At 38.6% G+C, this 12571-nt stretch carries 13 protein-coding genes; 9 read left to right on the forward strand and 4 right to left on the reverse strand.

Annotation, left to right across the window (positions count from 1 at the left end; all coding sequences use genetic code 11):
- Positions 1 to 108: 108 nt before the first annotated feature.
- Together EDD69_RS09790 and EDD69_RS09795 are read left to right on the forward strand one after the other, a co-directional pair.
- Entirely contained in the window at positions 109 to 360 is a 252-nt protein-coding gene (locus EDD69_RS09790; RefSeq protein ID WP_004888888.1) for an AbrB/MazE/SpoVT family DNA-binding domain-containing protein, read from the forward strand.
- Positions 357 to 752, forward strand: a complete 396-nt coding sequence (locus EDD69_RS09795) for a type II toxin-antitoxin system death-on-curing family toxin (protein ID WP_004888889.1) — start codon at positions 357 to 359, stop codon at positions 750 to 752. The genes EDD69_RS09790 and EDD69_RS09795 overlap by 4 nt, the downstream gene beginning before the upstream one ends.
- Before the next feature lie 685 nt (positions 753 to 1437).
- On the opposite strand, the gene EDD69_RS09800 is transcribed toward EDD69_RS09795, so the two are convergent.
- Positions 1438 to 2139: a GNAT family N-acetyltransferase gene (locus tag EDD69_RS09800; RefSeq protein ID WP_132948777.1), complete on the reverse strand. Its 702-nt coding sequence runs from the start codon at positions 2137 to 2139 to the stop codon at positions 1438 to 1440.
- 13 nt (positions 2140 to 2152) lie between these two features.
- On the reverse strand, positions 2153 to 3262 hold the full coding sequence (locus EDD69_RS09805) for a mandelate racemase/muconate lactonizing enzyme family protein (RefSeq protein ID WP_132948778.1): 1110 nt from the start codon (positions 3260 to 3262) through the stop codon (positions 2153 to 2155).
- 102 nt (positions 3263 to 3364) lie between these two features.
- Here EDD69_RS09805 and EDD69_RS09810 point away from each other — a divergent pair, with 102 nt between their 5' ends.
- Positions 3365 to 4627, forward strand: coding sequence for a transcriptional regulator (locus EDD69_RS09810; protein ID WP_132948779.1), 1263 nt, complete (start codon positions 3365 to 3367; stop codon positions 4625 to 4627).
- A gap of 46 nt (positions 4628 to 4673) precedes the next feature.
- Here EDD69_RS09810 and nhaC read toward each other — a convergent pair whose 3' ends face one another.
- On the reverse strand, positions 4674 to 6095 hold the full coding sequence (nhaC, locus tag EDD69_RS09815) for a Na+/H+ antiporter NhaC (RefSeq protein WP_132948780.1): 1422 nt from the start codon (positions 6093 to 6095) through the stop codon (positions 4674 to 4676).
- Between the two features lie 350 nt (positions 6096 to 6445).
- On the opposite strand from nhaC, the gene EDD69_RS09820 reads away from it, so the two are divergent.
- From EDD69_RS09820 to EDD69_RS09830, 3 genes are all read left to right on the forward strand, one after another.
- Positions 6446 to 7555, forward strand: coding sequence for a M20 peptidase aminoacylase family protein (locus EDD69_RS09820; protein ID WP_132948781.1), 1110 nt, complete (start codon positions 6446 to 6448; stop codon positions 7553 to 7555).
- A 138-nt stretch (positions 7556 to 7693) separates the two neighbouring features.
- Positions 7694 to 8377: a DNA alkylation repair protein gene (locus EDD69_RS09825; RefSeq protein WP_132948782.1), complete on the forward strand. Its 684-nt coding sequence runs from the start codon at positions 7694 to 7696 to the stop codon at positions 8375 to 8377.
- A gap of 378 nt (positions 8378 to 8755) precedes the next feature.
- Positions 8756 to 10438, forward strand: a complete 1683-nt coding sequence (locus tag EDD69_RS09830; RefSeq protein WP_132948783.1) for an L-lactate permease — start codon at positions 8756 to 8758, stop codon at positions 10436 to 10438.
- A gap of 12 nt (positions 10439 to 10450) precedes the next feature.
- Here the strand turns inward: EDD69_RS09830 and EDD69_RS09835 are convergent, their stop codons facing one another.
- The gene (locus EDD69_RS09835; RefSeq protein WP_243643093.1) at positions 10451 to 10885 is read right to left on the reverse strand and encodes a transposase; all 435 of its coding nucleotides are present in this window, start codon (positions 10883 to 10885) and stop codon (positions 10451 to 10453) included.
- Positions 10886 to 11194: 309 nt separating this feature from the next.
- On the opposite strand from EDD69_RS09835, the gene EDD69_RS09840 reads away from it, so the two are divergent.
- From EDD69_RS09840 to EDD69_RS09850, 3 genes are all read left to right on the forward strand, one after another.
- The gene (locus EDD69_RS09840) at positions 11195 to 11449 is read left to right on the forward strand and encodes a hypothetical protein (protein ID WP_132948784.1); all 255 of its coding nucleotides are present in this window, start codon (positions 11195 to 11197) and stop codon (positions 11447 to 11449) included.
- A gap of 100 nt (positions 11450 to 11549) precedes the next feature.
- Complete coding sequence (locus EDD69_RS09845; protein ID WP_132948785.1) at positions 11550 to 11999, forward strand: MarR family winged helix-turn-helix transcriptional regulator; 450 nt, start codon at positions 11550 to 11552, stop codon at positions 11997 to 11999.
- The gene (locus EDD69_RS09850) at positions 11999 to 12289 is read left to right on the forward strand and encodes a hypothetical protein (protein WP_243643094.1); all 291 of its coding nucleotides are present in this window, start codon (positions 11999 to 12001) and stop codon (positions 12287 to 12289) included. The genes EDD69_RS09845 and EDD69_RS09850 overlap by 1 nt, the downstream gene beginning before the upstream one ends.
- Positions 12290 to 12571 lie beyond the last annotated feature (282 nt).

Here is a 12571-nt window from a genome sequence, read left to right on the forward strand (position 1 = left end):
CTTATTTGGAGTGGAACGTTGTACTTCAAGATTTTCTTCTATAACCTTTTTTATAAATCTAATTCGTGTTATAATTGTTATAACGGTTATAACAAAGAGGTGAGATAAATGTTAAGCGCAGAACGAAAAGTATTAAAAGTTGGCAATTCACTTGGGGTTACCTTTCCAATGGAGTTTCTAAATAAGCTTGGTATTCATCAAGGAGATGAAATACAAATGGAGCTTGAAGAGGATAAAATTGTTATAAAGAAAAGTAAAAAAGTTGATTTGCCAAAAGGAATCTCCCAAGATTTTTTTGAAGTATTAAACGAAACTCTTGAAGAATATGATGAGACCATCAAGGGGCTTATTGATCGATGAGATATCTAACCGTAGAAGAAGTCGTTGCGATTAATTTTTTCATTATTGGAAAATATTCTCCAAATGAGCTGAAAGGGATAAAAGAACCTGCATTGTTAGAATCGGCTGTCTACCGTTCACAACAAAGTGTGTTTGGTAAAGATGCTTATCCTACTATTTTTGAAAAAGCGGCAGCATTATTTGAGTCTTTGGCTAAGAACCATTGTTTTCATAATGCAAACAAAAGAACTGCCTTTGTAGCACTTGTTCAATTTTTAAAATACAATGGATACTATTTTACGATGCCGCAAGATGATGCCATTGAATTTGTTGTTGATGTAGTGAATCATCGATATTCCTTCGAGCAAATTGTTGCAACCATCAAAGAGTATGCATTTGAACGTAAATATTAATATTTGTATGGCGATTACATGTGTGTCCCTGTTTGAATTTTGTCAAAGATTGATTGTATAGAAATGAGAAAGCTGCACTGTAAAATCAGTCAGCTTTTTTTATGCATGCTTGCTTACAACATCCTACTCTCGTTCACAATTTTTCTACTTCCTGTTTTTATTGTGTATTTTTAATGAACCTCTCCCACCTACACGTTGCTTAGAGGTGGGAGACTTCTTGGTGAACATGTTAAATACTCTAGATAGAAAAGATTCTAGTGGAAAAAATGAACCAAGATTAAATTTGCCGCCTATGGCAGAAAAGCGGTCTTCTATTCATGATGAGATATGTCGGAAACTCAACTTGGATCTATATAATTATGTTTTGAAGTATAAGAAAAATGCTAGGTTCTATTTTATATAATGAATCTATTGCGCCTGTGGTTGATGTATAAAATTTTGTATCAAGTATTGGGCTAGGATAAATAAAAAAGGTAGGGGATTCTCTGATTGGACTTCAGAGAAAGGAGAAACCCTACCTTATCTAAAAATAATATCGAATGTAGAGTTAAATCAGCTGAAAAACGCCATCGTCAGTTTGTAAAGGAAAAGTTAGAGCTGATCGTAAACATTTTCTCGATCCGAATAAAAAATTGCACAGGAGATGTTTCAACAGTTTGTATGTCGTTTGAAAGCCTTCTTTGGATTACTTCGCTTTTTTACCGAAACGAACCCAATATTCACCATCACGATGTTCCATTGCGATTCCGCGCCAGCCTTCCGCGAGAAGAGCTTGCTGACCGGAGATGTCGCCCATACGAAGGGAAACGAAGTCGCTCCAATTTGGCTTTTCCTCTGTTAATTTCTTTACAAAAATATAGCGCAATCGATTGCCGTATTTTTCTTTCAACGCAGCAATTTCCATTCCTTGAGCGAATTTATCTTTTAAGCTCGGAATATTAAAAGGTGCGACCGTGCAGCAAACATAATCGTATGTGTTGTTCAGTTGTTCTAATTGCTGCATGATGAGGAAGGCCAATGTTTTCTGTAGCCGATTCCCGCGATAAGCTGGGTGTACAATCGATATTTCTTGATAGATGACACGAGGTAACTCTTCTTCGCTTAACCCGATATCTAAGCCTAAATGCTCTTCGTCAATCGGAGGGACTAAGAGAGCGCGAAACGCGATAAGCTGTTCCTCCGCAAACGCTCCGATCATTAGACCGTTTCCTTCTAAAATATATTGGTATTCTTCTGACGTAAGAGGTTGTAAAATTTCTTTGTTTTCCAATGCTTCAATGACAATGTCTTGTAACGTTAATATTTGCTGCAAATGATCAATAGATAACGGGAGAACCGTGAATCGCTGATCGTCTTGTTTCAATGTTCCTTCATAAAGAATTTTCATCGATTTGCCTCCTTTAGCGAACAACATCTTGAAAAACCGTCAATTCGTCAAGTATATCTTCGTTGACATCTACGCCTAATCCAGGTTTTTCAGTCAAGCGGATATAAGGGATATCGTAATGGAGATTGCCGATATCTTTGGAAAATTTCAATGGTCCTGTCAGTTCAACACTCGTAACAATTTTTTTCGAAAATGCGACATGAAATCCCGCCGAAGAAGCGACGGAGGATTCGACCATAGAGCCGATTTGGCATTCGATTCCTGCCAATTCTGCTTGATGGGCTAATTTTACTGCAGGATAAATGCCGCCGCACTTCATTAATTTAATATTTACTTTATCGGCTGCATTCTTTTGGATAATTTGCCGCATTTCACGTGGCCCTCTCAATCCCTCGTCAATCATCATTGGGATATCTGTCTTTGATTTTATATAGGCCATCGCATCAATATCATCCGCTACAACCGGTTGCTCCACCCAGTCAATGTTGAAAGGGCGTAATGAGCGCAAAGCAACCAAGGTCGTGGCACTGTTTTTCCATCCTTGGTTGACGTCAACGCGAATGGCAATATCATCACCAACTCGTTCACGCACGGCCTTAATTCTTTCCACATCTTTATGAACATTCGTGCCGACTTTTATTTTAAATGATCGGTATCCTTTTTTGACCATAGAAGCAGCTTCTTCAGCCATCTGCTCTGGCTCGGCAATACTCAGAACATGCGTAATCGGAAATTCATCATGATAGCGGCCGCCAATGAATTGGTAAACGGGCTGTCCAAGCTTTTTTCCTATAATATCGAAGCAGGCGATATCGATAGCTGCTTTTGCTGTTGGCGCACCGTATATGGTTGCATTCATCATCTCATGTAATTTTTCAATATTCATTGGATTAGCACCGATTAGGAGAGGAGCGATCGTATTTTTTAAAATATAAAACGTGCTTTCCCATGTTTCCCCGGTTACATGTTCGTCTGCGACTCCTTCTCCGTAACCGACAATTCCTTCATCTGTCTCGATTTTTACAATAACAGACGGTATATCATGATATGAGTGGTAGCTTATCACAAATGGAACGTGAAGGGGCAAGCGAATGGCATAAAGATGAATCGCAGTAATTTTCATAAAAAATGACTCCTTTCCGTTTACAATTGCTTTTGTGATTTGATATAGTTGACGTTAAATAGACGCTAAATAAATGAAAAAATATAGGAGTGCGAATGAAGAATGATCAAAATTGCCGTCATCGGTTCAGCAGATTTTATCGAGCAGATTTTGTCTGTTGCACCCCAAATTACCGGAATTGAAATCGAGCCCTATGTTTATGCACATCCACAGGAGGCAGCGGAACTTGTTAGGCATTTAAAACCATGTGATGTCGTCTTTTTCGCAGGCGCATTACCCTACTATTTTTCGAAAGAAACGCGAGAACAATTGCCGATTCCAACTGTTTTTTTAGAGCAAGATGAAATGGCTGTTGCTTCCTCTTTACTTTCAATTTTATATCACAAGAACATTCAACCAGAACGAATTTCCATCGATTTAGTCGATTCTTCTTTTGTCGAAAATGTATTAATGGACGTAGGCATTGATTGTGCTCCGCACGTAATGGACTATAAAGAGATGCTGCCAAACAAGTTTGACATTGCGAAAATCATCGACTTTCATCATTCACGCTTTCAATCAGGTGTCGTTGACTTTGCTTTAACAAGTGTTCATGCAGTGTACGACAAGCTTCAAGAGCTTGGCATTCCATCGATGCGAATGCTTAATCCCAAAAAATCATTAATTCGCAGTTTGCAGGATGCAAAAACAAAAGCGGAGCTGGCGAAAAGGCATTCTTCTACAGTAGCGGCTTGTTACATTTCATTTCCGTCATCACACGATGTTCCAATTGACAATTTGGACGTTTTCGCCCGGAAGCTAAACGGTTCTTTTCAACAAATCGATGAACGCTCATTTATACTTTACAGTACACGCGGCGATATTGAAGCACTAATGGAAACAAATGCGTTTCGTGACTATTTATTAAATTGGAAAGAACCGATCTCCGTTGGCTTTGGATACGGCGACACCGCAGCAGAAGCTGAACAAAATGCGAAAATTGCCCAAAGTTTCGCGGCAAATCATGAAACGGAAAGCTGTGGATACATTTTAACGGAAGAAAAAAAGCTTCTCGGCCCATTTCCAAAAGAAAGTAAAGTACAGAGTCTTAAAAATGATCATCCAGAACTGTTAAAAATAGCAAAAGAAACAAAGCTGAGTCCTGCTAATTTATCAAAAATCATCCAATTTAGCAGGTCGCGTCAATCGCTTCAATTTACAGCGGCAGATTTATCCGATTACTTGCAAGTAACAAGACGTTCAACAGAGCGAATCTTAAAAAAATTAGTTGACCATGGTTATGTGAAAATAATTGGCGAAGAAATGCCGTATCAACAAGGCCGTCCTCGTGCTATTTATGAACTTAATATTCCTATTTATTACTAAGAGGCTGTCTTTATTTTGTTTTTTAAGACAGCCTCCTTTTTACTCTTTATGCATTTAAGCTAGCTTCTTGTTCTTTCGTCTGTGCCAACATTTCTGATTCTGGCAACTTTTCGATGGTAAATCCGGTTAATGCATAGAGAATGGAGATTATCGGTACGATGAAATTAAGCACAGCATAAGGAGCATAATCAAATGCATGAACCCCAAGCGTTCCAAGTATAAACACGCCGCATGTATTCCAAGGGAAAAAGACAGATGTCAACGTTCCTCCGTCTTCAAGTGCTCGTGAAAGATTTTTCGAATGAAGACCTTTTTCCATGTATGCGCTTGCATACATTCTTGAAGGAATGACGATCGAAATGTACTGTTCAGAGCAAGTGGCATTTGTAGCGACACAAGAGAAAATCGTTGATGCAACAAGACCTTTTGCTGTTTTCGCAAGCTTTAAAATTTGATTCACAATTGCTTGAAGCATTCCGGTATGTTCCAAAACACCGCCAAAAGTCATTGCGACAATTGTCATTGAAACGGTATACATCATCGATTCTAAACCGCCACGGTTAAACAAATCATCAACCATCTTATTCCCTGTATCGATTACAAATCCGCTTTGTAAAGCTCCAACTGCGTCAGAAACGGAATCACCTTGAACGAAGACTTGAGATAAAAATCCGAGAATGATTCCTACGATGAGCGCTGGAATGGCAGGCACTTTTTTGGCCACTAACACGATGACGAGTAATGGAATAAGCAATAGAAAAGGAGAGATGAGAAAATGATCTTGCAACACCTCTAACGTTTGTTGAATATCAGCTGTTTCAGCGCTGCCCTTTCCAAAATTTCTTCCTAAAAAGGCATACACCCCTAAGGTAATAAGTAAGCCGGGAATTGTCGTATATAGCATATGGCGAATATGGACGAACAAATCGGTATTTGTTAAGCCTGAAGCTAAGTTTGTAGTGTCTGAAAGCGGTGACATTTTATCGCCAAAATAAGCCCCGGAAATAATAGCACCCGCAACCATTGGCGCAGGGATCCCCATGCTTAGTCCAATCCCCATTCCGGCGACACCTATTGTCCCCATGGTTGACCATGAGCTTCCGATTGCTAACGATACAACAACGCATATAATCGTGATTGAAACTAAAAATAGTGAAGGTGTCAAAAGCTTTAATCCGTAATAAATCATTGTTGCTACAATCCCGCCGCCAATCCAAGCCCCAATGGTTAAGCCGACAAGCATAATGATAACAATAGCCGACAGAGCAAGACGAATCCCATTATACATCGCTTCTTCAATCTCTCTCCACTTATATCCTGAGCGCCATGCAATAAGGGCGGCGACGGTTGTTCCAACAATCAATGGAATATGTGGACTTTTCTCGAGAACAACAATGGTAATCGCCATTACTACAATTGTTACTAAGACTGGAATGATGGCTACCTTAAAAGATATCTCTTTTTTCATCTTAATCCTCCCATGCCCCTTTTTATAATTTTGAATTGTCGTAAAATAGACGCTATTATGAATAATAAATATTATTTCTAAAAGCGTCAATCTATTTTTTTTGTATGATTTTGTCTAATTTTGTCGATTCTAATAAGAGATTTTTAGAATCAAATATCTTGGATAAAAGTTAGGAAATCATGGAAGGTTTATAAATACTTGACAACAGAATCACGATTCAGTATGTTGAATGAAACTAAAAGTTCTACAAAATCTCCAAAATATGAAAAGGAAGGAGATATTTCTATACTTAATTAGCGTCTATTTAGCGACGTAAATTGGTGTAAAAGTGGTGAAAGGAGTTGTTGGGAATGGAAGATATTGAGTTACAAAATCGTTTACTAGAAATTTTTCATTACTTACATGAGCATCCTGAAACGAGCTGGAACGAATATAATACGACGGCTTATATTAGACAATTTTTAGAAGAGGAAGGGATTCCATATAAAGTTTTTGATGACTGTCCAGGTATTGTTGCTGAAATGGGAAATGGAAAGCCTGTCGTTGCCGTTCGCGCCGATATGGATGCTCTATGGCAAGAGGTAGATGGAGAATTCAAAGCTAATCATTCTTGCGGACATGACGCACATATGACAATTGTGATGGGACTTATTTTAAAATTAAAAACTTGCCACTGGAAAAAAGGAACGGTACGATTTATTTTCCAGCCTGCTGAAGAAAAGGGGAATGGCGCGATCACAATGGTGGAAAAGGGGGTTGTGGACGATGCCGATTATTTGTTTGGGGTTCACTTGCGTCCGATTGAAGAATTGCGCTTAAAACAAGCTGCACCATCGATTCGGCACGGGGCGGCCGAGTTTTTAGTCGCCAATATATACGGTTCAGATTTTCATGGTGCTAGGCCGCACCAAGGTGTGAATGCGATTGATGTTATTTCATTGATTAACTTTCAATTAAAAAATATATGTTTTTCCCCGCAGCAATCTTATTCAATAAAAATGACAAAATGTCAAGCGGGCGGTGAAAATTTTAATATTATTCCAGGTAGTGGACAGTTTGCTTTAGATGTAAGAGCGGAAAGCAATCAATTATTACAGAAGATAAAGGAGAAGGTAGAAAACGTCATAAAATCTGCTAAATCTATGGGAGTTGAAATCTCATATAAGTGGATAGATTTTACTCCGGCGGCAGAAGTGTCGGCAGAGGCGGAAAACTTGCTTCGAAAAGGGATTATCGAAACATTTGGGGAAAGTGGATGCGTCTCTTCGCTTGTAACGTCAGGAAGTGATGATTTTCACTTTTATACCATTAAAAGACCACACTTAAAAGCCGCTATGTTAGGACTAGGAGCTAATCTAAAGCCAGGTTTGCATCATCCCCATATGACGTTTGATCATTCTTATTTAATCGATGGAGTGCAAATATTAAAAACCGCGGTTATGGAAGCATTAAAAAAATGATAGGTTTTCCAACGGACATTGCCTGTCACTGTTTGAACTGTTAAAGAGGTGAGAATGAACCTCTCCCACCTACACGTTGTTTAGAGGTGGGAGACTTGAACATGTTAAAGAATGTTGAGATCATTAGGAGGAAAAACAATGGCCGATATTTATATAAGACAATTAGTAGAATGGATGAATCAGCATCGAAATGAAGAAAATGCGAAAGCGATGAAAAAATATATGCGCGACCAATTTGATTTTCTTGGCATTAGGGCACCACAGCGCAATGCATTGTTAAGAGAATTTTTAAAAGAGCATGGAAAACCACGTTTGGAAGAGTTGCCGCAAATGGTTTTAGCGCTCTGGGAACTGCCGGAAAGGGAATTTCAATATATCGCACTTACTTTGCTTGAGAAAGATGTAAAGAAGTTATCCGATGAACATTTACCGCTAGCGGAAACACTGGTTGTCACAAAGTCATGGTGGGATACAGTTGACCCTCTTTCTACAAACATAATCGGAACGATATTGAAAAAACATCCGAAATGGATTGAACATTATACTAGAAAATGGATTCAGTCTGATCATATGTGGCTGCAACGTACCGCTATCTTGTTTCAACTAAAATATAAAAAAGAAACAGATGAACAATTGCTTTATCAGTATATTCGAATGTGCAAGGACTCAAGAGAATTTTTTATTCAAAAGGCGATTGGATGGGCGCTGCGGGAATACTCGAAAACAAATCCAGAAAGTGTGATAAGCTTCGTAGAAAGTGAACATTTGGCACCATTAAGCAAGCGTGAAGCACTCAAAATCATTAAGAAGCATGAAAGCTGATGGGGGAAAAGGGAGAAAGTCCAAAACATATAGTTACAGGGCGGATTTATCAAGAAATGGAGCAAATTTTATTAGCAGCGAAAACGTTTCGGAGCAGCCATGTGTTTCTGCAAAGAAATGGATCGGTGCGAAATGTTCAAAAAATTTAATTTTTAGTATTGTTTTTTTTTAAAATCAATCATATAATTTGAGGCGTCGAGGTCATTTTATCATCAGATGACCTTATCATATTCCATCGGATGACCTTACATATTCGTAGTGAGTCATTTTGCGTATGAATGAAAACGGTTTCTTGAGCAAGGGGGGATTCAGTTACGTTTTTATTAGAGAACTTCTGTATTATTTTTCAATTTTAGGGTGATGGGAGGAATACATACAATGACGTGGACACAAAATTTTACACCTGTTGGAGATAACCTTGCCTTATCTGCTTTAGTAGCGCTCATTCCGATTTTATACTTTTTTTGGGCATTGGCCATTAAACGAATGAAAGGATATATGGCCGGGCTTACGACATTGCTTGTTGCGCTAGCTGTCGTTGTATTCGTTTATAAAATGCCAGTTGGAATGGCAGTGATGTCGGTAAGCCAAGGTGCTGTTTACGGAATCTTGCCAATTGGTTGGATCATTATTACATCTGTGTTTTTATATAAGCTAACGGTGAAAACCGGGCAATTTGATATCATTCGTAACTCTGTCTTATCAATCACCGAAGACCGACGTTTACAAGCATTGTTGATAGCGTTTTCATTCGGCGCTTTTCTGGAGGGGGCAGCAGGATTCGGGGCTCCTGTAGCGATTTCAGCAGCATTGCTTGTTGGATTAGGTTTTAATCCTTTATATGCAGCGGGAATTTGTTTAATTGCTAATACAGCTCCGGTGGCATTCGGTGCAATCGGTATTCCGATTACCGCGATGGAAGGGCCAACAGGAGTTCCAGCAATGGAAATATCAAAAATGGTAGGTCGCCAATTGCCGTTTTTATCTGTATTCATTCCGTTTTATCTAGTTGTTATTATGGCTGGATTTAAAAAGACGATGGAAGTATTGCCAGCTATTTTAGTATCAGGTGTTTCCTTTGCGTTAACGCAATATTTGAGCTCAAACTTTTTAGGTCCTGAATTGCCTGATATTTTATCCGCGCTAGTTTCATTGGCTGCATTGGCGATTTTCTTGAAATTTTGGAAACCTAAATCTATTTTCCGTTTTCAGTCTGAAGCCTATTCTGAGGTAGCGGCAACTGCTTCAGTAAAGCAAGCCGCGCATACAAAAGGCGAAGTGTTTAAAGCATGGTCACCATTCCTAGTATTAACGGCCTTTATTTCGGTTTGGGGAATTCCGTCAATTAAAGCGGCTTTAACAGGTCATTATGAGGGAACAAACGGTTTATTAAAGCTAATCAATGCACTTGGCCATCAATTGACGTTTATGCCTGAAGTACCTGGATTGAACAACAAAATTATTAATGCAAGCGGCCAGCCGATCCCAGCCGTCTATAAACTAGAATTGTTAGGTGCTGCGGGTACAGCAATTTTGCTGGCAGCAGTTGTGACAAAATTTATTGTAAAAATTTCTTGGAAAGATTGGACGGCAACATTTGTTGAAACGTTAAAAGAATTAAAGTTTCCAATTATCACGATTGGAGCGGTAGTCGGATTCGCCTATGTAACAAATGCTTCAGGGATGAGTACAACACTTGGAATGGCATTGGCGAAAACGGGTGTGCTATTTCCATTCTTCTCACCATTCCTTGGTTGGTTAGGAGTGTTTATTACAGGATCAGATACATCTTCGAATTTGTTATTTGGTAATCTCCAAAAAGTTACGGCAACATCCGTCGGAATGGATCCGGTACTTGCACTTGCTGCGAACTCGTCTGGTGGAGTAACAGGGAAAATGATTTCGCCTCAATCCATTGCTGTTGCTTGTGCTGCTGTAGGGTTAGCAGGAAAAGAATCCGATTTATTCCGCTTTACAGTTAAACATAGTATTTTCCTAATCTTTTTAATTGGTATTCTCACATTCCTACAATCTAACGTTTTATCATGGATGATTCCGTAACCATTCAGTCTATTAGTAGTTAGGCGAACAGTGCCAGGCACTGTTCGCCATTTCTCTCTTCCCGTTATGGATGCCCATCGACAGTTCAATTTTTCCATTTTCATACACTTTGAAACCGTCTTTCGCCCATTTTGTGTTGGAGTGCTTCTTTTTCTTGTAGGGATAACGAGTGTGGTGAAGTCCTTGTTGGATGGCTTTTTGAGCGGATTGTCGAGCGAAGACATATTTGTGGCATACCGCTTGAATGGACTGGCTGTGAAGATGGAACTTTCCTTTTGTTTGTTTTTGCAGTTCGCTTTTCGAGATCCATCGGCCATACTGAAGAAAGTATTCCTTCGCTAATTGGAGGCACTCATTCCAAACGAGAGCTGACTCACGATTGCAGGCATAGAGCCGCTTGAGATCCGTTTTCGATGCACGAAAAGACACTTTTTGCCCGCGGAGCATAGAGATTCCTTTTTTCATCAAATTTGCGATAAGAACATTATAGCACATTTGTTCGGTTTAGAAAGAAAAAACTACCGCTCGGTGAATTGTTAAATTTATTAAAGGATTTTGATCGATAAGAAACGAAGGAAATAGGATAAAACCATTCGTAAAGCAGATTATTATGGGCATTGCTTTCTGCATAATCAATTGCGGATTAACACCGACATTATTTGAAAAACAAAATGATAATCGGCAAAAACACTATCTCATCTTACTATAACTTACATATAATAAGTTTAGTTGGTAAATAAGAGAGGAGTAGATCCATTGGATAAACTTCTTAATATCGTTGTTCCGACATTTATCATCATTACAAGTGTGATCGGATTAGTCTATATTATTCGAAGAGAGAAAAGATATTGCCTAAACTGTAATTGTAAATTATTAGAACTTTATGTCGATCGGAATAAAAAAGTGTTTACAGAAGGTGAGCTGGAGGCATTTAAGATTTTACACCCAGAAGATCGGTCGAAATTTCGTAAAATCAAGTATTGCCGTCAATGCCAAAAAGTCTATAAGTAGTTCACGAGTATAGAACGAAGGTCTTTGCGTTTTTTTTTGTTTAATATTTAAGTTTACTTAAATATTAAATTTGTTTTATAATTTATGTGAGGTGATAAAATTGGATGAGCTTACTGTTCTATATTATGCGATAAAGGAGAAATCAGATGCGGTTACAACGCTGCTTTTGAAAGAAATTCGAGAAATGGTGGGAAAAGAGCATCAAGAATTAACGCAAAAGCAGGTGATGTTATTAGATTTATTGAAACACCGCAGCTTGACGGTAAATGAAATTGCTGAGGCTTTTTCCATAACAGCAAGCGCTGCAAGCCAGCTTATTAAAAAGATGGAAAAGAAGAAATATGTTCGTCGAGATATTAATGAAGAGAACCGCCGCGAAATTATTGTTAGCCTTGGAGAAGCAGGAAAAGATTATATTCAAAAAATAGATGAAGTCGAATTTCATTTAGTTCGCAAATATTACAGCCAATTAGATCGAGAGGATTTAATAAAACTAAAGGAAATTACTGAAAAATTATACGAAGTGATCGTAAAGGCGCATCAACCGTAATGCTTCTCTTTGTTCATATTTTGGTGATGCAATGGAGCGATATTGCCGCGTGGATCGTGACATTTTTTGATGTATATTTCCTATTATTTCTAATTGCTGACTATCGGGCCATCACCTTATCGCCGGTTGTCCTGACAGAAGACAAAATGCATGTGCAAATGGGAATTAGAAGCTTTTTAGAGTTGGAATATAGCAATATCGAAGCAATTAGGCGAGAAGTTACGAATAAAAAAAATGAAGGAAATGGCGGAGCAAGTAATCGTTTAACTTCTTCCCCTCACCATATATAAATCCATTTTGAAAATCAGACATGTTTAACTATTACTGATCTGTGAAATACGGCTCCTGAGCATTCAAAAAGGAGCGGATATCGTACAAAGAAAAAAGGATTAAAAATGACAAATAACCATGGTTGGACGATTGAACGTCTTCAAGAATATGAAAATGAATGCATCCACTGTCACACCTCTATAGATTCAAGTTGAGTTTCCGACATATCTCATCATGAATAGAAGGCTGCTTTTCTGCCATAGGCGGCAAGAAAAATCTTGCCGCCCGGCATGCTTCTAGCA

This window comes from Thermolongibacillus altinsuensis, assembly GCF_004341205.1.
In the GTDB taxonomy this organism is placed as follows: domain Bacteria; phylum Bacillota; class Bacilli; order Bacillales; family Anoxybacillaceae; genus Thermolongibacillus; species Thermolongibacillus altinsuensis.